Source organism: Amycolatopsis umgeniensis (assembly GCF_014205155.1).
Classification (GTDB): Bacteria; Actinomycetota; Actinomycetes; order Mycobacteriales; family Pseudonocardiaceae; genus Amycolatopsis; species Amycolatopsis umgeniensis.
This window is the reverse complement of sequence record NZ_JACHMX010000001.1, coordinates 7508500-7530190: the sequence shown is the minus strand read 5'-3', so window position 1 is coordinate 7530190 and position 21691 is coordinate 7508500. Positions and strand designations below refer to the sequence as shown.

Here is a 21691-nt window from a genome sequence, read left to right as displayed (position 1 = left end):
AAGCTCACAAAGCCTGGCGGCCCGCCGCGCGCGAGGTAGCTTCGGAGTGGTGCCCACCACAATGATGACCAGCCGCAGGACCGTGATCAGCGTGTTCGTGGCGCTGGGACTCGTCGGGGTCGCGATGGTGGCGCTGGGAGCCACCGGCGTGGCCGTCAAGCCGATCGCCGGAAAGGCACTCGCGGTCCTCGAAGAGGTCCCCGGACCCGATACCGGCCCGACGTGCGCCGTCGACAAGCGTTACGTCGACGAGGAGACCTTCGGCATGCGCCCGGACGTGATCGACGCGTGGAACGCCCTGCGCGCCAAGGCCAAAGCACAGAACGTCACGCTCTGCGTGAACGACGGCAAGCGCAGCCGGGGCCAGCAGCAGCGCGAGTTCGACAAGGCCGTCGAGCGGTTCGGCTCGGTGGAGCAGGCCAAAAAGTGGGCGCTGCAGCCGGAGACGTCCATGCACGTCAAGGGAATCGCCGTCGACATCCAGCCGCTGAATTCGGCGTCCTGGGTGGACAAGAACGGGGGCGCGCTGGGCTGGTGCCGCCGTTACGACAACGAGAAGTGGCACTTCGAGTACGACCAGGCGTATGTCACCGGCGGCTGCCCCGCCCTGCTCCCCAGCGCTACCGGCAACTAGGCGACGAAGAGCTGGAGCCGGTGCGGTTCCGGCTGGGGCGATGGGGCCCTTCACCTCGGCTGTTGCGCGGGTGTTGCTTTCGCGACGCCGTTATGGCTATTGCCGCGAAACGGCAACGACCGCGCGCCCATGGACCCCACCAACCCTGGGCCGAAGGGGCCCTTCACCCCAACGCCACTGTCCCCAATGCCTCATTCGAGACGCTGAGCGTCCCCAATAGGACATTGGCAACAGCAGCAGCAGCGGCCCAACGCCCCTCACCGAGCCAGCCTTCCGACCACGTACTTCGCCGCCTCGGCGAGCAGCGCCTGATCGTAAGGCGCGTCCTTGGCCGCTTTGCTGGACATGATCGCCATGACGATCGGTGCCTTGCCGGGCGGCCACACGACGGCGATGTCGTTCAACGTGCCGTAATCGCCCGTCCCGGTCTTGTCGGCGATGGTCCAGCCGTCGGGCAGGCCCGCCCGGATCCGCTCGGCGCCGGTGACGTTGCGCTGGAGAAGGTCGCGGAGGAAGTCGCGTTTGTCGGCCGTCAGCGTGTCGCCCAGCACGATCCTCTGGTAGTCGGCGCCGAACGCCCGCGGTGTCGTGGTGTCGCGCGGATCCCCCGGGGTGGCTTCGGTGATCAGCGGCTCGACCCTGTCCATCCGCGTGGTGGTGTCGCCGAGGCTGCGCGCGAACGCCGTCAGCTGGGCGGGGCCGCCGAGCTCCCGCAGCAGCAGGTTGCCCGCGGTGCCGTCGCTGAACCGGACGGCGGCGTCGCACAGCTGGCGGATCGTCATCCCGGTGGCGACGTGCTGCCCGGTGACCGGGGCGTGCTTCATCAGGTCGTCGCGGGAATAGCTGACCCGGGTTTCCAGATGTGACAACGGATTGCGCTGCAGGACCGCGGCCGCCGCGACCCCTTTGAAGGTCGAACAGAACGCGAACCGCTCGTCCGCGCGGTATTCGACCGTGCCGCCGCCCTCGGTGTCGAGCGCGTACACGCCGAGCCTGGCGTCGAACTTCTTCTCGAGTTCCAGCAACCGGTCGTGGAACTGCCTGCTGGGTGAAGGCGGTGGTGGCGGCGGAGGCGGATCGGACGACGGCGCGGGTGGGGCTCCGCGAGTGCAGGCGGCCAGCGGCACGAGGACCGCCATCCCCAGAAGCGCACGACGGGTGACGGCCGGACCCGGCGTTGTCATCGTGATCCCTCCCCCTGATCACTTCGAACATAGCAACTTCCCCACGTCCCCCGGATCGGCCAAGCGGCCGACGCCGAAGAACCCAGGAGTGTGCCTTCCCCCACTCGACCGGGCCACCATCCTGGTTACCGGCGGGTAACCGGGGCTAGGGTGCGGTCAGGACTACCTCTACTTCAGGAGCATTCGTGGCCGCAGGAGCAACACCGCTCGCGCCGAACGCGCGGTCGGTACGCAATGTCGCCTTCGTCGAAGGGGTGCGAACGCCCTTCGGCAAGGCCGGTGACAAAGGCATGTACGCCGGCACCCGTGCCGACGACCTCGTCGTCAACGCCATCCGTGAACTGCTGCGCCGGCATCCCGAGCTGCCGCCCGAGCGCGTCGACGAGGTGGCGATCGCCGCCACCACCCAGATCGGTGACCAGGGCCTGACCATCGGCCGCACCGCCGCGCTGCTGGCAGGCCTGCCGAAGTCGGTGCCCGGGTTCGCGCTCGACCGCATGTGCGCGGGCGCGATGACCGCGGTCACCACCACCGCGAGCGGGATCGGCTTCGGCGCCTACGACATCGCCATCGCCGGCGGCGTCGAGCACATGGGCCGCCACCCGATGGGCGAGGGCGTCGACCCGAACCCGCGCATCATCGCCGACAAGCTCGTCGACCCGACGGCGCTCGTGATGGGACAGACCGCGGAGAACCTGCACGACCGGTTCCCGGCGATCACCAAGCAGCGCACCGACGCTTTCGCCGCGCGCAGCCAGGAGAAGTACGCCGAGGCCGTGAAGACCGGCAAGATCGGGCCCGAGCTGGTCCCGGTCGCCACCCGTTCGAAGGAACTGGGCTGGGGTCTCGCGACCGAGGACGAGCCGCCGCGCCCCGGCACCACGCTCGAGACGCTCGCCGGGCTGAAGACGCCGTTCCGCCCGCACGGCCGGATCACCGCGGGCAACGCGGCCGGTCTCAACGACGGCGCCACCGCGGCCCTGCTCGCCGACGAGGACACCGCCCGCGAACTCGGCCTGCCGATCGGCATGCGCCTGGTGGGCTACTCCTTCGCCGGCGTCGAACCGGAGGTCATGGGCATCGGCCCGGTGCCCGCCACCGAGAAGCTGTTCAAGCGCACCGGCCTGTCGATCGACGACATCGGCCTGTTCGAGATCAACGAGGCGTTCGCCGTCCAGGTGCTCGCTTTCCTCGACCACTTCGGCATCGCCGACGACGACCCTCGCGTCAACCAGTGGGGCGGCGCGATCGCGTGCGGTCACCCGCTCGCGTCCTCCGGTGTCCGGCTGATGACGCAGCTTTCACGTCAGTTCGCCGAGCGTCCCGACGTGCGCTACGGCCTGACCACCATGTGCATCGGCATCGGCATGGGCGGCACGGTCATCTGGGAGAACCCGGCCTACTCCGAGGGGGCGAAGTAATGACTTTCACCGCTGAACAGGCGAAAGCCGCCTTCCCCGACGAGGTCGTCACGAACGCCGTCACCCGGTTGGTGAAGGTGCCCGGGTTGACCAAAGCGGTCGCCCTGATCACGTTGGACAACGGCCACGACCACACCCGGCCGAACACCTTCGGGCCGCAGGGCCTGGTGAGTCTCAACGCCGCGCTCGACACCGCCTTCGCGGCCGAGCCCGCCGCGATCGCGGTCATCGGCAAACCGTTCATCTTCGCCGTCGGCGCCGACCTTTCCGGTGTCGAAGCGGTCGCGGATCCGGCGCTGGCGCGGGAGATCGCGCAGACCGGGCACGACGTCTTCCGCCGTCTCACCGAAACCGAGATCCCGACCTTCGGCTTCATCAACGGCGCGGTGATGGGCGGCGGGCTCGAACTCGCGCTCTCCTGCCACTACCGCACGCTTTCCGAGAACACCCCCGCGATCGCGTTCCCCGAGGTCTTCCTCGGCCTGTTCCCGGGCTGGGGCGGCACGCAGCTGCTGCCGAACCTGATCGGGCCGGACGCCGCGGTCACCGTGATCATCGAGAACGCGCTGGCACAGAACAAGATGCTGAAGGTCGCGCAGGCGGCGGAGCTCGGCATCGTCGACGAGGTCTTCGGTTCGGCCGACTACCTGGAGCAGTCGCTGCTGTGGCTGGCGAAGGTCGTCAACGGCGAGATCACCCCCGCCCGCCGCGAGATCGACCGCGGCGCGGGCTGGGACGCGGCGATCGCCCGCGCCAAGGCCATTGTGGACGGACGCACGAAGGGCGCGTCCCCTGGCGCGACCAAGGCCGTCGAGCTGTTGGAACTGGCCCGCGAGAACGACCTCGACCGCGGCTACGCGGCCGAGACCGACGGGCTCGCCGAACTCCTGATGGACGACACGCTGCGCGCCGGGCTGTACTCGTTCAACCTGGTCAACAAGCGGGCCAAGCGGCCCGCGGGCGCGCCGGACAAATCGTTGGCGCGCAAGGTGAACAAGGTCGGCATCGTCGGCGCGGGCCTGATGGCCAGCCAGATGGCGCTGCTGTTCGTGCGCCGTCTCAAGGTGCCCGTGGTGCTCACCGACGTCGACCAGGAGCGGGTCGACAAGGGTGTGTCCTATGTGCACGATGAGATCGACAAGCTGCTGGCCAAGAAGCGCGTGTCGCCGGACGGCGCGAACCGCCTGAAGGCGCTCGTCACCGGCTCGCTCGACAAGTCCGCCTTCGCCGACGCCGACTTCGTGATCGAGGCGGTGTTCGAGGAGCTGGGCGTCAAGCAGAAGGTGTTCGCCGACCTGGAGCAGTACGTCTCCCCCGAGGCGATCCTGGCGACGAACACCTCGTCGCTGTCGATCACCGCGATGGCGTCGCAGCTGAAGCATCCGGAACGCGTGGTCGGGTTCCACTTCTTCAACCCGGTCGCGGTGATGCCGTTGCTGGAGATCGTCCGCGCGGAGAAGACCGACGACGCCGCGCTGGCCACCGCGTTCGCGCTCGGCAAGCAGCTCAAGAAGTCGAGCGTGCTGGTCAAGGACGCGTCCGCGTTCGTGGTCAACCGGCTGCTGCTGAGGTTCCTCGGCGAGGTGCTGGTGACCGTGGACGAGGGCACGCCGTTCGAGGTCGCCGACAAGGCGCTCGAGCCGCTGGGCCTGCCGATGACCCCGCTGACGCTGATGCAGCTGGTCGGCCCAGCGATCGCCTTGCACGTCGGGGAAACCCTGCACGAGGCGTTCCCGGACCGGTTCACCGTCAGCGAGAACCTCGACCGTTTCGTCAAGGCGGGCAAGAAGGGCGTCTGGCAGTGGGACGCTCACGGCAACGCCACCGTCGATCCCGAGGTCGCCGAACTGTGGCGGCGCGGCGACGCGCCGTCGACGTCCGAGCAGGTGCGTGACCGCGCGCTGGCCGCGATCGCCGAGGAGATCCGGATCATGCTCGACGAGGGCGTGGTCGCGGAGGCCCAGGACATCGACCTGTGCCTGATCCTCGGCGCGGGCTGGCCGTTCTGGCTCGGCGGCATCACGCCGTACCTGGACCGGGCCGGTGTGTCCGAGAACGTCAACGGCAAGCCGTTCCTGGCCCCGGGTGTGGCGAGCGTGCCGCTCTCCTGAGCCTGACCGAAAAGGCCACCGTCGGCGATCCCTTGGTCGCCGACGGTGGCTTTTTGCGTATTTCGTGGACTTTGTGGCGCGCGGCTGTGATTTCCGGAACACTCGGCCTACACCTGGTCTTCCAGGTACTGGGGAAGAAACGAAAGAACTGGGAGGGAACCCGATGAAGAAGATCGCCAACCGGGACTTCTAGCCGGGGGAGCCCGGCTCCCCTGCCATCCTCCGGGGAGCCGGGCTTTCAGCGCTCGCCTTCGGGCTGGTCCGCGAAGATCTTCTTAAGCGCCTGGGCGACGCCGAGTACCCAGAGCAACCAGCCGACCGCCTTGGGTTCGCTCGAGTCCTTCTCTACAGGGACGATCATCACACGGCGCTGATCGTTGGCCGTCCGGACACCGCCCGTTCAGCGAGGCTCTTTAGCGTGCCGCCGGTGAACAGCGAAAAACCGGGCGTCGACCGCCGCGGATTCCTCAAACGCGCGGGCCTCGTGTCCGCGGCGGCCGCGGGTGCGCCGCTCGCCGCCACCGCCCCGGCGGAAGCCCTCGATCTGGACCTCGGCCTCGACCTCGGCAGGCTCTTCGGCCGAAACCGCTACCACTGGCTGGTGGGCGATCACCACATCCACACGCAGTACTCGTACGACGCGATGTACACAGTGGACGGAATCGCCGACGGCGCCCGCCGTCACGGCGCGGATTGGGCGGTGATCACCGATCACGGGCACGCCGCGCACGAGAAGTCTTCGGTGGAGCGCACGAACGCCGCGATCAGGGCGGCGCAGCGTGAGCACCGCGATCTCCTGCTGTGGCAGGGCATGGAGTGGAACGTGCCGGGTGCGGAGCACGCGACGCTGTTCTTCCAGGCCGGCCCGAACCAGGCCGCGAAGCTGCGTGAGTTCGAGCGCGCCTTCGACTGGCGCCTGACCGGGACCGAACCGGGCACCCCGGACAACGAGGCATTGGCCGTCAAGGCGATCCGCTGGCTCGCCACCGAAGAACGGGCTCGCCGCATCCACGCGCCGGTGGTGGTGATCAACCATCCGCTGCGCAACGGCCGGGTCGCCCCGCACGAGATCCGCGCGCTGCGCGACGCCGCGCCCGGCATCGTCATCGGTATGGAAGGCGCGCCGGGAGCCCAGGCCGACGGCTTCCCCAAACCGCTCGGGAGCGGCGGCGGCGCGCGCGGCGGGTACGGCAACTCCCCCGGCTCGAACTCGTGGCCGGGCTTCCCGGAGTCGGCCTACCGCACCTACGGCGGGTTCGACTGGAGCACCGCGACCGTCGGCGGACTGTGGGATTCGCTGCTGGCCGAAGGAAAGCCGTGGTGGATCACCAGCAACTCCGACTCGCACTACAACCGCGGCGACACCCACGTCCGGCCCGGTGTCCCCGACGGCTACTACGACGAGCACGGCGCTTACCCGGACCCGATCGACACCGGTGTCCCGCAGACTCTGCCCCCGTACGCGGACTTCGCACCCGCCGAGTTCAGCCGGACGGTCGTCGGCGTGACCCGCCGGAGCCATGAAGGCGTGTTGGAAGGCCTGCGTGCGGGCCGCGTCTGGGTGGTGCACGGCGGACTCGCGCAGGAGCTGGAATTCGGCGCGTACAGCGGCTGGGAGTCGGCCACGATGGGCGGCAGGCTGCGGGTCCGGCGCGGATCCGACGTCACGGTCGTCGTCTCGGCGACGCTGGCGGCCCGGCCGAACGGCGGCGGCGCGATCCCCCGGCTTTCGCGGCTGGACCTCGTTTCGGGACCGGTGACCGGCCCGGCCGCCGACCGTGACGCGCAGACCGCTCCGGGCACGCGGGTGGTGCGGTCCTTCGAACCGCGGTGGGCGCCGGGGCGGCGGGTCGCCTTCCGGCACACCTTCCGCAACGTGCGCGAACCGTTCTTCGTGCGGACGCGCGGGACGGACGGCAAGAAGCACGTGCCCGGCGGGATCGAGCCGAGCGCCGACGTGATCGGGCAGTCGAACCCGTTCGAAGACCTGTGGCTGTACGGGAACCCGATCTTCGTCGACGTGCGGTAGGCGTCCCTCCCCCATCGCGTTCAGAGGACTGAATGCGATGGGGGAGGTCGCTCACGAGAGCTTGTCCGGATCCGGTCCCAGCCGCTTGCCCTGCTCGAGCGTCGCGATCGCGGCGCCGTCGTGCGCGTCGAGGGCGAAGTCGAAGACGTCCATGTTCGCCGCGATCCGCTCCGGCGTGACGGACTTCGGGATCACCAGGTGGTTCATCTCGATGTGCCACCGCAGCACGACCTGCGCGGGTGTCTTGCCGTGCTTCTCCGCGATCGTGGTGATCTTCTCGTCGGCGAGCAGGTCGCCGCCGCGCGCCAGCGGGCCCCAGGCCTCGGTGACGATCTCGTGTTTCTCGTGGAAGTTCCGGAGCAGCGGCTGCTGCAGCCACGGGTGGCACTCGATCTGGTTCACCGCGGGGACGGTCCCGGTCTCCTCGAACAGCCGCTCCAGATGCGGGATCTGGAAGTTCGAGACGCCGATCGCCTTGGCCCGGCCGTCGGAGGCGATCTTTTCCAGCGCCCGCCACGTTTCCACGTACTTGTCCTGCGACGGCAACGGCCAGTGGATCAGGTACAGGTCGACGTATTCGAGGCCGAGTTCGCTCAGGCTGGTGTCGAAGGCGCGCAACGCGGAGTCGTGGCCGTGCTCGGTGTTCCACAGTTTCGTGGTGACGAACAGTTCCTCGCGCGGCAGCCCGCTGGTGCGGACGGCCTCGCCGACCCCGCGCTCGTTGGCGTACAGGGTCGCCGTGTCGATGGCGCGGTAACCCGCCTCGATGGCGGTGCGGATCGCGCCGACGACCTCATCGTCGCCGATCTTGTACACCCCGAACCCGAGCTGGGGAAGGGACGTTCCGTTGTTCAGCCGAATACTGGGGACCATCCTTGAACCGTAACCCCAGCGGCCTGTCAGGGCAGAGCGGGCAGGTGGACGGTCACCGAAAGACCGCCTCCCACAACGGGTTCCGCGGACACCGTGCCACCGTGGGCCTGGACGGCGGCCCGCACGATCGAGAGGCCCAGCCCGGCGCCGGTGCGGGCCGTCCTGGCGACGCCGGCGCGGCGGAACGGTTCGAACAGTTCCGGTACCGCCGCCGGGTCGAGCAGGCCGCCGGACGAACGCACCCGCAGCACCGACCACTGTGGACCCGCCTGGGTGACGACATCCAGCCAGCCACCGTCGACGTTGTGCCGTACGGCGTTTTCCAGCAGGTTCCCCGCGATTCGTTCCAGCAGCGCGGGATCGCCGAACGTCGCCGCTCCCGGGGTCGCGAATTCGGTGCGGAGGCCGCGTTTCTCGGCATCCGCTCGCACCGCGCGCCACGCGCTCGCGACGATCACCGCGAGATCCACCGGTTCCCTGGCCACCAGCCCCGCGCCGTCCGTGCGCGCGAGCAGCAGCAGCGAGCCCACCAGCCGCTCGGCGCGTTCGGTCGCGTCGCGGACCACGCCGGCCATCCGCCGCAATTCGGCTTCGTCGGCGTGCTCGTCGGACAGGGTGACGTCGAGTTCGGTGCGGATGACCGCGAGCGGGGTCCGCAGTTCGTGGCTGGCGTTCGCGACGAAATGCCGTTGGGCGTCGAACGCGGCCTGCAGCCTGTCGAGCATGTCGTCGAAGGTCTCGGCCAGTTCGGCGAGTTCGTCCTTGGTGCGGACCTCGCCGATCCGCTCCCCCATCGATTCGATCGAGAGCCGTCGCGCGGTACCGGTGATCTCGCGCAACGGTTGCAGGACCCGCGCGGTGAACGTCCACGCGAGGATCCCCGCCGCCAGCACGACGAAACAGAACGCGACCGCGCCGAACAGCAGCACCCGGTTCCGGGCGTACACCCGCAGATGCTCGGTGACGGCGGAGGCGTCGACGTCGACACCGTCGACCCGCACCGTGGTGCCCGGCGGCAGCTGGGGGACGGCGGAAACCGCGTCGCCGACCAGATTCCAGGTCAGCCAGAGCAACAGGAGGCTGACCAGTGCCACCAGCCCGGTCGCGAGCAGCGTGACCCGCGCGCGCAGGCTGCGGGCACCGGACAGGTTCACCCGCGTGCGGTCCCCTGCTCCGGCACCCGGTAGCCGGAGCCGACGACGGTTTCGATGATCCCCGGCTCGCCGAGCTTCTTCCGCAGCGTCATCACGGTGACCCGGACGGTGGTGGTGAACGGGTCGGCGTTCTCGTCCCACACGCGTTCGAGCAGTTCCTCACTGCTGACCACCGAACCGGCGGCCGACAGCAGCACCTCCAGCACGCCGAACTCCTTGCGGGTCAGCTCGACCGGACCGCTCGCGCGGCGGACGGTCCGCCTCGCGGGATCCAGTTCGACGTCGCCCGAAGTCAGCAGCGGCGGCGCGGCCGGGGTCGCACGGCGGCCCAGCGCCCGCACCCGCGCGACGAGTTCCGGGAAGGCGAACGGCTTGGCGAGGTAGTCGTCGGCGCCGAGGGAAAGCCCGTCCACGCGGTCCGAAACGGAACTGCTCGCGGTGAGCATCAGCACGCGCGTCAACTCGCCGGACGCGACGATCTCGCGGCACAGGTCGTCACCGGACATCCCCGGCAGGTCGCGATCGAGCAGCACGACGTCATACCGGGTGACGGCGGCCTTCTCGTGCCCGTCGTCACCGGTGAGCGCGATGTCCACCGCCATGCCCTCGCGCCGCAGGCCGCGTGCGATCGCGTCGGCGAGGGGTTCTTCGTCTTCGACTACCAGAATTCGCACAACCCTACGTTGCCACACCTTCCTGAGAGTGACCTTATTGGAGTATCGCGTCGGTACAGGTGGTCATGAGTGGGGATTCGGGTTAGAGCCGTAGGTGTCTTGGTTACCTACTGGTTTGGGGTCGCGGTTGGTCACGGGGTTCGCCGCGTGTCGTCCGTCTGGTCACGGGAGTCCGCGTGCGTGGTGTCGCGAAAGCCACTTTCGGGACATCTGATGTCCCGAAAGTGGCTTTCGCGACATGCCTGGCCCTCGCTAGCCAGGTAAAGGTCGTGAACGAGCCGGAGGGTGCACGGGGTGTCCTGAAGGCCCCCTTTGGGACGGTGAACGTCCCAAATCTTCCCCACTCGACCGCGCCGGCATCCAGCACCAGGGATGAGGGGACGCTCAGTGCCCAGATCACCGAGCGACGAGACCGAGCATGAAGGATTTGGGACGTTCAACGTCCCAAATCCTTCACGCTCGCCCACCGGCCACGCCAGTGGGCAAGCAAATCAGGGGTCGCCAAGGGGCCTTCAGGACACCAACGACAAACCCCTCGCAACCCTCGTGAGCGGTTAAGTCGCGTTAGAACCCGAATCGCCACTCACGACCAGCGCAGGGCGAACCACAGCCGCATCCGGATCTCCGGATCCGCCAGGTCCACCTCCAGCGCCCGTTCGATCTGCCCGATCCGGTGCCGGACGCTGTTGCGATGCACGCCCAGTTCGGCGGCCGTCCGGTCCCAGCCGCCGTGGTGCGCGAGCCAGACCCGCAGCGTCTCGACCAGTTCGCGGTCGCCTTTCCGGTCTAGGTCTCGCAGCGGCGCCAGCGTTTGGGCGGCGAACCCGGCGGCCGCGTCCGGCGCGATCAGCGCGTCCAGCCCGGACCCTGACTCCTCCGCCACCACCGGCCGTCCCAGCGCGGCGGCGCGGGTCAACAGCAACTCGACTTCGCTCGCGGCCTCCGGGAGCCGATCGGGCGGGACCGGCGAACCCACGACAGCGAGCCAGCCGTCGGCGCGGAGCCTGTCGAGGTCACCGATTTCCGGTGCCTCGCCGACGATCGCGTCGAACCGCGGGCCGGGCCTCAGCCGCACGAGCGGGGTGTCGAGCCGGGCGCGCAGCCAGTCGTAGCGCGCGGCGGCCTCGGTGGGGCCGCGACGGTAGGCGATCCCGGCGACCAAGCGGCGTTCGTCCCGGCCGACCACGCCGGTCTCCCCCAGCAGCAACGCCGTGGCGGTGGCACCGAGCCCGGCCGCGTCCGAACCCGCGCGGCCGGCCAGCCCGAGCAGCGCCGCCCCGACCGACAGGATCGAGCGGTCCGCACCGTCGAACCGCGCGACGCGGCCGACCACGACCAGATGCGACGCCGTCGCCTGCGGGTACACCGGTTGCGCGACGACGTGCGTGCCGTCGGCCAATTCCGTCGTCGCGCTGCGGATCCCCCGGCCCGCCCGCAGCGTCGCGACCAGTTCCCGGACCTCGGCGGGCAGCGGCGACGGGGCGCCGTGGTCGGCGGCGAGGGCGTCGCCGACGCCGACCAGCGCCACCCACGCCCGCAGCCGCCCGGCCAGCGCGCTCGCCAGTTCGCCGAGCCCGTCACCCGCCGCTCTGGTCAGCGCCTCGCGCGCGACCGCGATCCGCCGCTGTTCCCGCTGACCGGCCTCGGCGAGCGCGACCGAGACCGCCCGGCTGATCGCCAGGAACGGCGTCCGCGGCTGGACGGTCAGCAACGGCAGAGCGTGCCGGGCGCACGCGGCACGCAGAGACGGCGGCAGCGTCTCGTAGGCGCCGGGGGTCAGCCCGAACCCCAGCGCGGAGATCCCGCTTTCGGCGAGCCGCCGGACGTAGAGGTCGACCTCGGAGTCCTCCACCGGCAGGTTCACCCCGGCGGTGAGCAGCAGTTCCGCCCCGAGGAGGTACGGCGCGGGATCCCGCAACTCGCTGACGTGCGCCCAGCGCACCGGGGCGTCGAGCGCTCCCGGCCGCAGCGTCTCCACGACCGGGTCGAGTGCCAGTTCCGGGTTGCCGACCACGGCCCGTAACGGGACATTCACATCCGAGTCGAGCGGATCGTGGGTTTGGGTCATTCCATCCTCACCTATATGGAGCTTTGGATGGATCATCCCATGTCGTTCAAGGTGCGAACGAACCTACGGTGACCCGAAGCGAACAAGCCCCAAGTCAAGGAGGACACCGTGGCCGGTGATTACGCGGTGATCGCGCTCTACATAGCGGGCATGATCGGGGTCGGCTGGTTCGGTCTGCGGCTCGCCAAGACCAAATCCGACTACCTGGTCGCGGGCCGCCGCCTCGGCTGGTTCATGTACTCGGGCACGATGTCCGCGGTCGTCCTCGGCGGCGCTTCGACGGTCGGCGGCGTGAAGCTCGGCTACACCTACGGCATCTCCGGCGCCTGGCTCGTCATCGCGATCGGCGTCGGCATCCTGGTCCTGCACACGCTGTTCGCGCGGCGGCTGGTGAAACTGCGCGTCTACACCGTCGGCGAGATGCTCGACCTGCGCTACGGCGGCTCCACCAGCGCCATTTCCGGCGTGGTCATGTGGGGCTACACGCTGATGCTGACCGTCACCTCGACGCTGGCGTTCGCCACCATCTTCAAGGTCCTCTTCAACGTCCCGAGCTGGGCCGGCATCGCCATCGGCGGGTCGATCGTGGTGCTCTACTCGGTGCTCGGCGGCATGTGGTCGATCACGCTCACCGACATCGTCCAGTTCGTCATCAAGACCATCGGCATCCTGTTCATCCTGCTGCCGGTCTCGATCGTCTCGGCAGGCGGTTTCGACGGGATGGCCGCGCGCCTGGACGAGAGCTACTTCGAGCTGACCGCCATCGGCGGCGACACGATCTTCACCTACTTCCTCATCTACAGCTTCGGGCTGCTGATCGGCCAGGACATCTGGCAGCGCGTGTTCACCGCCCGCACCCCGGGCATCGCCACCGGCGGCGGCGTCATCTCCGGCGTCTACTGCCTGGTCTACGGCCTCGCCGGCGCGCTGATCGGCACCGCGGCCAAGACGCTGTACCCGACGCTGGCCAGCGCGCAGGACGCGTTCGCGACCATCGTCGAGGAGCAGCTGCCCGCCGGGATCCGCGGCCTGGTGCTCGCGGCGGCGCTGTCGGCGATGATGTCGACCGCGAGCGGCGCGCTCATCGCCTGCTCCACGGTCAGCACCTCGGACCTGCTTTCGAAGCTGGGCCTCAAGAAGGCCGTCAACGAAGTCGGCAGGAACCGCGTCACCACGCTGGTCCTCGGCATCGTCGCGATCGGCATCGCGATGGTCGTGGACGACGTCGTCAACGCGCTGACCATCGCTTACGACATCCTCGTCGGCGGCCTGCTGGTCGCGATCATCGGCGGGCTGGCGTGGAAACGCGGCACGCGCCAGGGCGCGCTCGCGTCGATGGTCGTCGGCACCGTCGTGGTCATCACGTTCATGTTCGTCGACGGCGTCGAGGCCAACAGCCCGATCTACTGGGGACTCGGCTCCAGCTTGGCCGTGTACCTGCTGGTCAGCTTCGTCACCCCGCGCACCTCGGACGAAATCCTCACCGTGTGGACCCGCCGCCTGAACGGCAGCGCGGTCGCCGAAGAAGAAGCGGCGAAACTCGCCGCCTCGAAATCCTGAAACCCCAAAAGGAGAAACAGTGCCTGAGCAGAGCCCGATCGGCCCCGTCGACTCTTCGAGGGTGCCCCGGTTCGCCGGTTTCGCGACCTTCGCGAGGCTGCCGCGGATCGATCAGGTCGAGCGTGCCGACGTCGCCGTCGTCGGGGTGCCGTTCGACGCCGGGGTGTCCTACCGCCCCGGCGCGCGCTTCGGCCCCGCCGCGCTCCGTGAGGCCAGCAGGCTCCTTCGCCCGTACCACCCGGAACTCGACGTCTCGCCGTTCGCCGAAACGCAGGTGGTCGACGCGGGCGACATCGCGCTCAACCCGTTCAACATCGGGGAGGCGATCGAGACCCTGCAGCACGAGGCCGAGGCGCTGACCGCGGGCGGGACGCGGCTAGTGACCGTCGGCGGCGACCACACGATCGCGCTGCCGCTGCTGCGTGCGGCGGCGAAGAAGCACGGACCGGTGGCGCTGCTGCACTTCGACGCGCACCTCGACACGTGGGACACCTACTTCGGCGAGCCGTACACCCACGGCACCCCGTTCCGGCGGGCGTCCGAGGAAGGCATCCTCGACACGGAAGCGCTGTGCCACGTCGGCACGCGCGGCCCGCTGTACGGCAAGCGGGATCTGGAAGAGGACCGCCGCCTCGGCTTCGGCATCGTCACCTCCGGCGACGTCATGCGCCGCGGGGTCGCCGAGACCGTCGACGCGCTGCGCCAGCGCATCGGCAGCCGCCCGCTCTACATCTCGGTCGACATCGACGTGCTGGACCCCGCGCATGCGCCGGGCACCGGCACCCCCGAAGCGGGCGGGATGACCAGCCGCGAACTGCTGGAGATCCTGCGCGGGCTGCGGGAGTGCAACCTGATCGGAGGCGATGTGGTGGAGCTGGCCCCGGCTTACGATCATGCCGAGATCACCGCCATCGCGGCCTCCCACGTCGCCTACGACCTGGTGAGCCTGCTCAGTTTGGGGAAGGGCGAATGACCAGCACAGAACGGATCGGCGGCGACGTAGTCGTCGAAACCCTCCAGGCCCTCGGCGCGGACACCGTGTTCGGACTGCCCGGCCAGCACGCGCTCGGCCTGTTCGAAGCGCTGCGGCGTACGGACGATCTGCGGGTGATCAGCTCTCGGGTGGAGAACAACCTGGCGTTCGCGGCCGACGGGCACGCCCGCGCCCGGCTCGCCGCGGACCCCGAAGGCCCGGTCCCGGTGACGCCGATGATCGTGTCGACCGGTCCCGGCGCGCTGCTGACTTTGGCTTCACTGCAGGAATCCCGGGCGGCGTCGGTACCGGTGCTCGGTATCTCCAGCCAGATCCCGGTCGCCGGGCTCGGCGGTGGACGGCACGGCTACCTGCACGAACTGCCCGATCAGCAGGCGAGTTTCCGCGATGTGGTGAAGTCGGTGCACGTGGTGCGCACCGTCGGCCAGATCCCGACGGCCTTGCGCGAGGCGTGGGAATCGGCGGCGACCGCGCCGTACGGCCCGGTGTGGGTCGAGATCCCGCAGGACATCCTGCTGGCGCAGACGGATCTGCCGCGGATCACCTCGGTGACGGCACGGCCCGCTCCGCTCGCCCCCTTGCCGGAACTCGTCACCGAAGCCGCGAATCTCCTTGGCGCGGCGAAGAATCCGGTGATCCTCGCCGGTGGCGGCGCGCTGCGCTCGGGCGCACAGGCGGAACTGAAGGCGCTCGCGGAAGCTTTGCGCGCGCCGGTGCTGTCGACGTTCGGCGGCAAGGGCGTCTTCGGCTGGGATCACGAGCTTTCCGGGCAATCGTGGCTCGAGGACTGGCACAGCACCGAATTCCTTTCGGCCGCGGATGTGCTGCTGGTCCTGGGTTCCGGGCTCGGCGAGCTGTCCAGCAACTACCGCGAGTTCGCCCCGCGCGGCCGGATGATCCAGATCGAGGCCGATCTCGGGAAGCTGGAGTCGAACTACCCGGCGCTGGGCATCCACGCCGACGTCCGTCTCGCGCTGCAAGGACTTCTGGAGCAGGTTCCGTTCCGCCAGAGCGATGGTGCCGCCGAAAAGGCGGTCTCGGAGCTGCTGGGCAAGGTACGCGAACGCCTCGACGGCCAGCCCCTCGAAACCGAGCGCAAGCTGATCGACGACATCCGCGCGGCCGTCCCCGAGGGCACGCAGACGTTCTGGGACATGACGATCGCGGCCTACTGGGCCTGGTCGGCGTGGAACCCCGAGCGCGCGCCGATCCACACCGCCCAGGGCGCGGGCGGGCTCGGCTACGGCCTGCCCGGGGCGCTCGGCGGCGCCGCGGCCACCGGCGGCCCGGTGCTCGCGGTGTCCGGTGACGGCGGCGCGATGTACGGCATCGCGGAACTGGCCACCGCGGTCCAGCACGGACTGGACGTCACGTGGCTCGTCGTCGACGACGGCGGTTACGGCATCCTGCGCGAGTACCTGACCGGCGCCTTCGGGCAGTCCACCGCCACCGAGCTGGCGCGACCCGATTTCGCCGCGCTGGCTGGCGCTTTCGGCGTCTCCGCCACTATGTCCTCTTTGGACACCGTCGGGAAGGACCTCGCCGACGCGCTCGGCACGCCCGGCCCGTCCGTGGTCGTCCTCCCCGCCCTGCTGAAGATGTTCGAGCCGACCCACCTGGAGAAGAAATGACTCAGGTCCTGAATTTCGTCGACGGCGCCGAGGTAGCGGCGGCGGGCGCGCGGACGCTCGATCTGGTGGACCCCGCCACCGGCGAGGTCTTCGGCACCAGCGTCCTGTCCGAGCAGTCCGATGTGGACGCCGCACTGGCCGCCGCCGAACGGGCGTTCAAGGTGTGGCGCAAGAGCACGCCCGCCCAGCGTCAGCTCGCGCTGCTGAAGATCGCCGACGCGGTGGAGGCCCGCGCGGAGGAGTTCGCCGAACTCGAAATCCGCGAGACCGGCAAGATCCGGGCCGTCGTGCTGGAGGAGGAGATCCCGGAGTGCGTCAGCGCGCTGCGGTTCTTCGCCGGTGCGGCTCGGCAGCTCGAAGGCACCGCGTCCGGCGAGTACCTGCCGGGGCACACCTCGGCGATCCGCCGTGAGCCGGTCGGTGTCTGCGCGCAGATCGCGCCGTGGAACTACCCGCTGATGATGGGCGTCTGGAAGATCGCCCCGGCGCTGGCGGCGGGCAACACCGTCGTGCTGAAGCCCGCGGAGACCACGCCGTCGACGGCCGTCCTGCTGGCGAAGGTCGCGGCGGAGTTCCTGCCGCAGGGCGCCTTCAACGTGCTGTGCGGCGACCGCGACACCGGCCGCGCGCTCGTGAAGCACCCGATCACCGAACTGGTGTCGATCACCGGATCGACGCGTGCCGGCATCGACGTCGCCACCGTCGCGGCGGCCGATCTCAAGCGCACACACCTGGAACTGGGCGGGAACGCGCCGCTGCTCGTGTTCGGCGACGTGAACCTCGCCGAGGCGGCGGAAGGCATCGTCGGCGCGGCGTTCTACAACGCCGGACAGGACTGCACCGCGGGCAGCCGGGTGCTGGTGGACGCGGCGATCCACGACGAGTTCGTCACGGAACTGACCAAGGCCGCCGCCGCGCAGAAGCCCGGCGCGGACTTCGGCCCGCTCAACAGCGAGGCGCAGTTCGGCCGGGTGCGCGGGCTCGTCGAGCGGCTGCCGTCGCACGCTCGCGTGGAGACCGGTGGCTCGCCCGCCGGTGACCGCGGTTTCTTCTTCTCCCCCACCGTGATCTCCGGCCTGAAGCAGGACGACGAGATCGTGCAGGAGGAGGTGTTCGGCCCGGTGATCACCGTTCAGTCCTTTGTGGACGAGGACGAAGCGGTGCGCCTGGCCAACGGCGTCCCGTACGGGCTCGCGTCGTCGATCTGGACCCACGACCTGTCACGCGCGACCCGCGTTTCGGGCGAACTCGACTTCGGCTGCGTCTGGGTCAACACCCACGGGCCGCTGGTCTCGGAAATGCCCCATGGCGGCTTCGGGCACTCGGGCCACGGAAAGGACCTCTCGTCCTATTCCTTCGCCGAGTACACCCGCGTGAAGCACGTCATGACCCGCTTCGCCTGAAGCTTTTAGCCGGAGGTCCCCATGGGTGACAAGGTCACCGAAGTCGAGCAGCACGGCATCGCGCCGATCCCGCCGGAGGAACAGACATCGCGTCCGCGCGACCTGTTCCGGATGGCGTTCGGCGGCGCGAACACCTTCGCCACCATCATCCTCGGGACCCTCCCGATCGCCTTCGGCCTGAGCTTCTGGGCGGCGGTGGCGGCCACGGTCGCCGGGGTGGTCGTCGGCGCGCTGGTGCTCTCGCCGATGTCGCTGTTCGGCCCGCTCACCCGGACCAACAACGCGGTCTCGTCCGGCGCGCACTTCGGCGTCGTCGGCCGCTGTGTCGGCTCCTTCCTCTCCCTGCTGACGGCGATCACGTTCTTCGCCATCTCGGTCTGGGTGAGCGGCGACGCCGTCGCCGGCGCGGCGCAACGGCTTTTCGGCTTCGACGGCGGCGAAGTGCTGCGCGGCGTCGCGTACGGCGTCATCGCGATCGCCACGCTGGTGGTGTGCATCTACGGCTACCGGTTCATGCTGCTGGTGAACCGGGTCGCCGTGGTGCTGGGCACGGCGATCATGCTGCTCGGGATCGTGGCCTACGGCGGCACTTTCGACCCCGGGTTCGCCGGCACCGGCACCTACGCGCTCGGGGACTTCTGGCCGACCTGGATCCTGGCCGCGCTCACCACGATGGCGAACCCGATCTCGTTCGGCGCCTTCCTCGGCGACTGGACGCGCTACATCCCCGCGCGCCACAGCCGCCGTTCCCTGCTGGCCGCGCCGTTCCTGGCGCAGGTGGCGACGTTGCTGCCGTTCGGGTTCGGCATCGCCACCGCGACCCTCGTCGCGGATCCGGCCGACTACATCACCGGCCTGACCGCGATTTCCCCGCTCTGGTACGCGATCCCGCTGATCGTGGTCGCGCTGATCGGCGGACTGTCCACCGGCACGACGTCGCTCTACGGCACCGGCCTCGACTTCAGCTCGATCTTCGTGAAGCTGAGCCGGGTCCAGGCGACACTGCTGATCGGCTCACTCAGCGTGGTGTTCATCTTCGTCGGCAATTTCGTGCTGGACATGGTCTCCAGCATCAACGCCTTCGCCACGCTGATCGTGCTGTGCACCTCGCCGTGGATGGTGATCATGATGATCGGCTTCGTGCTGCGGCGCGGGTTCTACGACCCGGACGACCTCCAGGTGTTCAACCAGGGCCGCAAGGGCGGGCGCTACTGGTTCACCCGCGGCGTGAACTGGCGTGCGATGGCCGCGTGGATCCCGGCGACGACGCTGGGCCTGCTGACCGCCAACACGCCGATGATCGCCGGGCCGTTCAAAGACATCGCGGGCGGCGTGGACGTCAGCATGGTGGTGACGCTGTGCACGGCGGCGATCGCGTATCCCGTGCTGGTGAAGCTCTTCCCTGAGCCGCGCGAGGTCTACTCGTACGCGGAGCCCGTCACGGAACCGGCCGTCGCGGTCTAGGCGAACCTGCGCAACGCACCGAGGAACAGCGCGTCGAAGGCACGGTCCGGGAGCACCCGGCGCACGAACAGGATCGGCTTCGCCCCGAGTCCCGCGGCGTAGCGGGTCTTCGGGCGCCGGGCCCGGACAGCCTTCACGATGACGTCGGCGATCACCTTCGGATGGGAGCCGCGCTCGGCCTGTCCGAAGAACTTCGCCAGCGCCTTCGCCTGCGGCGCGTAAGCGGTGTCGCCCGAGGTCTTGAGCAGGTTCTCGACCGCGATGCCACCCCATTCGGTCTTGATGGCGCCGGGCTCGATCACCACGACGTCGACACCGAACGGCTTGAGCTCCAGCCGCAGTGAGTCGCTCAGGCCCTCGACGGCGAACTTGGTCGAGTGGTACCAGCCGCCGAGCGGTTCGTAGATCTTGCCGCCGATCGACGAGACGTTCACGATCTTGCCGGAGCCCTGGGCGCGCATATGCGGCGTGGTCAGCTGGACGAGCCGGGCGAGACCGAAGAGATTGACCTCGAACTGGTACTTCCCCTCCGAGAGCGGCACGTCCTCGAAGGCGCCGTACGAGCCGTAGCCCGCGTTGTTGACCAGGACGTCGATGCGGCCGGACTCCTCGATGATCCGCTCGACGCCCGCGACCATCGACGCGTCGTCGGTGACGTCCATCTCGAGGATCTTGATCCCGCGCTCGGCGAGCCCCGCCATCCGCTCGACGCGCCTCGCGGCGCCGTAGACGGTGTAGCCCGCTTCCTGCAGCGCGAGGGCTGTCGCTTCGCCGATTCCCGCGGAAGCGCCCGTGACCAGTGCGACCTTCATGTCGATCTCCCTAACTAACCGGTTGGTTGCTAACTCAGGTTGCCACGCGTCCGGGCTGGCTGTCAACCAACCAGTTAGTTAGAGTGGGTCACATGGTCAGGGACAAGGAAGCGACCAAACGGAAGCTGCTGGACGCGGCGACGACCGAGTTCGCGACGTACGGCATCGCGGGCGCGCGGGTGGATCGCATCGCGAAGAACGCCGGTGCCAACAAGGCGCTGATCTATGCCTATTTCTGCAGCAAGGAGTACCTTTTCGAAACGGTCGTGCAGGAGCAGGTGGACGCGGCGATCAAGGCCGTCCCGATCACCCCTGACGACCTGCCCGGCTACGCGGGGCGGCTGTTCGACCGGTACCAGGAACACCCCGAAGTCCTGCGGCTCATGGGCTGGCTGCGGCTGGAGAACGGCTTCGACGCGGCACCGGAAGCGGAAGTCCGGGCGCACGCGGACAAGGTCGCCGCGATCCGGGAAGCCCAGCGCGCCGGATCGGTGCCGGACCACTTCGACGCCGAGGAACTGCTGAGCCTCGTCCTGCATCTGTCGTTCCTGAGCTTTTCCTCCCCCGCCGCGACCCGCGACCTCGTCGTCCGCTCGGTCGCCCGGCTCACGGGAACCTGAGCCGGTTTTCACGCGACCACTGGGTACACACCTGGGAGGTCGTCTTGCAGCGTCGAACTTTTCTGCGTGCTTCAGCCTTGTCCGCCGGTCTGGCGGGCGTCACCGCACCCGCCGCGTCCGCCGCCGCCCCGCTGCGGGTGCAGATCCTGATGTTCGACGGCGTGGAGGAACAGGACTTCGTCGCGCCCGTCGAAGTCCTGGGACTGGCCGGGAAACTCACCGGCGGCGCCGTGGTCTCTTCGCTCGTGGCCGTCCGGCCGGGTCCGGTGCGCTGCACCTACGGCACGACCGTCGACGTCCCCCGCGCCTGGTCGCCCGGCGAGGCCGACGTGCTCGTGGTGCCGGGCGGCGGTTACACCGACCGGAACGGCCCGGGTGTGCACCGGCTCAACGCGGATCAGGGTTTCCTGCGCCGCTTGAGGGCTTCACGGGCGCTGCCCGTCGGCATCTGCACCGGGTCGATGGTGCTGTCCGCGGCGGGCCTGACGAAGGGCCGCAACGCGACGACGCACAACGGCGCGAAGGCGGATCTGGCCGCGCAGGGCGCGAAGGTGATCGACGCACGTGTCGTCGACGACGGCGACCTGATCACCGGCGGCGGGATCACCGCGGGGCTCGAGGTTTCGCTCTGGCTCGTGGAGCGGTTCCTGGGCGCTCGAGCCGCGCAGCGGGCCGAAGTGGTGCTGGAGTACGAGCGGCGGGGCACCGTCTGGCGGGCGTGACAGCACTTCCGGAAGAGGGTGTGTGGAAATAGGGACGTTGAGTGTCCCTATTTCCACACACCCTTCAAGAACGGGCCGCTTGTCAGGTAGTCGGATCGCTCGCACGGGCTCGCCGAGCGAGGATCCGGCTCACTGTCGCCTGGTTCGTGTTGTTGTCCTGAGCGATCTGCCGCTGCGACATCCCCATCGCTGCAGCTTCGTGAATCAAATCGTTTTGATGCCTTGTCGCTGCAACGGTTGCGTTGGCCGCCTGGCGCATCGCCCCTGACATACGCGCACGGTCACGGGCAACGAAAGCAGACATTTCCTCCATGCCCGCAAGATAGCCACACGGCAT

At 69.2% G+C, this 21691-nt stretch carries 19 protein-coding genes; 11 read left to right on the top strand and 8 right to left on the bottom strand.

What is annotated here, in order from left to right:
• Window positions 1-46: 46 nt before the first annotated feature.
• Window positions 47-634, top strand: a complete 588-nt coding sequence (locus tag HDA45_RS35120) for a D-alanyl-D-alanine carboxypeptidase family protein (RefSeq protein ID WP_184902733.1) — start codon at window positions 47-49, stop codon at window positions 632-634.
• A gap of 257 nt (window positions 635-891) precedes the next feature.
• Here HDA45_RS35120 and bla read toward each other — a convergent pair whose 3' ends face one another.
• Window positions 892-1818 (bottom strand): class A beta-lactamase, encoded by a 927-nt coding sequence (gene bla, locus HDA45_RS35115; protein WP_184902731.1) that lies wholly within the window; start codon window positions 1816-1818, stop codon window positions 892-894.
• A 185-nt stretch (window positions 1819-2003) separates the two neighbouring features.
• Here bla and HDA45_RS35110 point away from each other — a divergent pair, with 185 nt between their 5' ends.
• Together HDA45_RS35110 and HDA45_RS35105 are read left to right on the top strand one after the other, a co-directional pair.
• On the top strand, window positions 2004-3239 hold the full coding sequence (locus HDA45_RS35110; protein WP_184902729.1) for an acetyl-CoA C-acyltransferase: 1236 nt from the start codon (window positions 2004-2006) through the stop codon (window positions 3237-3239).
• Window positions 3239-5350, top strand: coding sequence for a 3-hydroxyacyl-CoA dehydrogenase NAD-binding domain-containing protein (locus HDA45_RS35105; RefSeq protein ID WP_184902727.1), 2112 nt, complete (start codon window positions 3239-3241; stop codon window positions 5348-5350). The genes HDA45_RS35110 and HDA45_RS35105 overlap by 1 nt, the downstream gene beginning before the upstream one ends.
• A 238-nt stretch (window positions 5351-5588) precedes the next feature.
• Here the strand turns inward: HDA45_RS35105 and HDA45_RS42905 are convergent, their stop codons facing one another.
• Window positions 5589-5711: a hypothetical protein gene (locus HDA45_RS42905; protein WP_281400826.1), complete on the bottom strand. Its 123-nt coding sequence runs from the start codon at window positions 5709-5711 to the stop codon at window positions 5589-5591.
• Between the two features lie 66 nt (window positions 5712-5777).
• Here HDA45_RS42905 and HDA45_RS35100 point away from each other — a divergent pair, with 66 nt between their 5' ends.
• The gene (locus HDA45_RS35100) at window positions 5778-7379 is read left to right on the top strand and encodes a CehA/McbA family metallohydrolase domain-containing protein (protein ID WP_184902725.1); all 1602 of its coding nucleotides are present in this window, start codon (window positions 5778-5780) and stop codon (window positions 7377-7379) included.
• A 51-nt stretch (window positions 7380-7430) separates the two neighbouring features.
• Here HDA45_RS35100 and HDA45_RS35095 read toward each other — a convergent pair whose 3' ends face one another.
• The 4 genes from HDA45_RS35095 to HDA45_RS35080 all read right to left on the bottom strand — a co-directional run bounded on the left by HDA45_RS35095 (window position 7431) and on the right by HDA45_RS35080 (window position 12148).
• Window positions 7431-8252 carry an aldo/keto reductase gene (locus HDA45_RS35095; protein WP_184902723.1) on the bottom strand — a complete coding sequence of 274 codons (822 nt, stop codon included), beginning with the start codon at window positions 8250-8252 and terminating at the stop codon, window positions 7431-7433.
• 26 nt (window positions 8253-8278) lie between these two features.
• On the bottom strand, window positions 8279-9406 hold the full coding sequence (locus tag HDA45_RS35090) for an ATP-binding protein (RefSeq protein ID WP_184902721.1): 1128 nt from the start codon (window positions 9404-9406) through the stop codon (window positions 8279-8281).
• Window positions 9403-10080, bottom strand: coding sequence for a response regulator transcription factor (locus HDA45_RS35085; protein ID WP_007033550.1), 678 nt, complete (start codon window positions 10078-10080; stop codon window positions 9403-9405). The genes HDA45_RS35090 and HDA45_RS35085 overlap by 4 nt, the downstream gene beginning before the upstream one ends.
• Window positions 10081-10663: 583 nt before the next feature.
• Complete coding sequence (locus tag HDA45_RS35080) at window positions 10664-12148, bottom strand: PucR family transcriptional regulator (protein ID WP_184902719.1); 1485 nt, start codon at window positions 12146-12148, stop codon at window positions 10664-10666.
• Window positions 12149-12256: 108 nt separating this feature from the next.
• Between HDA45_RS35080 and HDA45_RS35075 the strand changes: the two genes are divergently transcribed.
• From HDA45_RS35075 to HDA45_RS35055, 5 genes are read left to right on the top strand one after another with little or no spacing between them, the layout of a single operon-like run.
• Window positions 12257-13708, top strand: coding sequence for a sodium:solute symporter family transporter (locus HDA45_RS35075; protein ID WP_184902716.1), 1452 nt, complete (start codon window positions 12257-12259; stop codon window positions 13706-13708).
• A 19-nt stretch (window positions 13709-13727) separates the two neighbouring features.
• The gene (gene speB, locus HDA45_RS35070; protein ID WP_184902714.1) at window positions 13728-14681 is read left to right on the top strand and encodes an agmatinase; all 954 of its coding nucleotides are present in this window, start codon (window positions 13728-13730) and stop codon (window positions 14679-14681) included.
• Window positions 14678-16333, top strand: coding sequence for a thiamine pyrophosphate-binding protein (locus tag HDA45_RS35065; protein ID WP_184902712.1), 1656 nt, complete (start codon window positions 14678-14680; stop codon window positions 16331-16333). The genes speB and HDA45_RS35065 overlap by 4 nt, the downstream gene beginning before the upstream one ends.
• Complete coding sequence (locus HDA45_RS35060; RefSeq protein WP_184902710.1) at window positions 16330-17736, top strand: aminobutyraldehyde dehydrogenase; 1407 nt, start codon at window positions 16330-16332, stop codon at window positions 17734-17736. Before HDA45_RS35065 ends, HDA45_RS35060 begins: the two co-directional genes overlap by 4 nt.
• 21 nt (window positions 17737-17757) lie before the next feature.
• Window positions 17758-19200, top strand: coding sequence for a purine-cytosine permease family protein (locus HDA45_RS35055; RefSeq protein ID WP_184902707.1), 1443 nt, complete (start codon window positions 17758-17760; stop codon window positions 19198-19200).
• Here the strand turns inward: HDA45_RS35055 and HDA45_RS35050 are convergent.
• A complete protein-coding gene (locus HDA45_RS35050; RefSeq protein ID WP_184902706.1) occupies window positions 19197-20012 on the bottom strand; it encodes an oxidoreductase in 816 nt (271 codons plus the stop codon). The genes HDA45_RS35055 and HDA45_RS35050 overlap by 4 nt on opposite strands.
• A gap of 92 nt (window positions 20013-20104) precedes the next feature.
• On the opposite strand from HDA45_RS35050, the gene HDA45_RS35045 reads away from it, so the two are divergent.
• Together HDA45_RS35045 and HDA45_RS35040 are read left to right on the top strand one after the other, a co-directional pair.
• The gene (locus HDA45_RS35045; protein ID WP_184902704.1) at window positions 20105-20632 is read left to right on the top strand and encodes a TetR/AcrR family transcriptional regulator; all 528 of its coding nucleotides are present in this window, start codon (window positions 20105-20107) and stop codon (window positions 20630-20632) included.
• A gap of 77 nt (window positions 20633-20709) precedes the next feature.
• Window positions 20710-21354, top strand: a complete 645-nt coding sequence (locus tag HDA45_RS35040; protein WP_184902702.1) for a DJ-1/PfpI family protein — start codon at window positions 20710-20712, stop codon at window positions 21352-21354.
• An 82-nt stretch (window positions 21355-21436) separates the two neighbouring features.
• Here HDA45_RS35040 and HDA45_RS35035 read toward each other — a convergent pair whose 3' ends face one another.
• Window positions 21437-21667, bottom strand: a complete 231-nt coding sequence (locus HDA45_RS35035) for a hypothetical protein (protein ID WP_184902700.1) — start codon at window positions 21665-21667, stop codon at window positions 21437-21439.
• Window positions 21668-21691: the final 24 nt, after the last annotated feature.

Excerpts from the sequence above, each read along its gene's own strand:
- bla (WP_184902731.1), bottom strand. The coding sequence starts at position 1,818 with ATGACAACGCCGGGTCCGGCCGTCACCCGTCGTGCGCTTCTGGGGATG.
- HDA45_RS35105 (WP_184902727.1), top strand. The coding sequence starts at position 3,239 with ATGACTTTCACCGCTGAACAGGCGAAAGCCGCCTTCCCCGACGAGGTC.
- HDA45_RS42905 (WP_281400826.1), bottom strand. The coding sequence starts at position 5,711 with ATGATCGTCCCTGTAGAGAAGGACTCGAGCGAACCCAAGGCGGTCGGC.
- HDA45_RS35095 (WP_184902723.1), bottom strand. The coding sequence starts at position 8,252 with ATGGTCCCCAGTATTCGGCTGAACAACGGAACGTCCCTTCCCCAGCTC.
- HDA45_RS35080 (WP_184902719.1), bottom strand. The coding sequence starts at position 12,148 with ATGACCCAAACCCACGATCCGCTCGACTCGGATGTGAATGTCCCGTTA.
- HDA45_RS35065 (WP_184902712.1), top strand. The coding sequence starts at position 14,678 with ATGACCAGCACAGAACGGATCGGCGGCGACGTAGTCGTCGAAACCCTC.
- HDA45_RS35060 (WP_184902710.1), top strand. The coding sequence starts at position 16,330 with ATGACTCAGGTCCTGAATTTCGTCGACGGCGCCGAGGTAGCGGCGGCG.
- HDA45_RS35055 (WP_184902707.1), top strand. The coding sequence starts at position 17,758 with ATGGGTGACAAGGTCACCGAAGTCGAGCAGCACGGCATCGCGCCGATC.
- HDA45_RS35050 (WP_184902706.1), bottom strand. The coding sequence starts at position 20,012 with ATGAAGGTCGCACTGGTCACGGGCGCTTCCGCGGGAATCGGCGAAGCG.
- HDA45_RS35045 (WP_184902704.1), top strand. The coding sequence starts at position 20,105 with ATGGTCAGGGACAAGGAAGCGACCAAACGGAAGCTGCTGGACGCGGCG.
- HDA45_RS35035 (WP_184902700.1), bottom strand. The coding sequence starts at position 21,667 with ATGGAGGAAATGTCTGCTTTCGTTGCCCGTGACCGTGCGCGTATGTCA.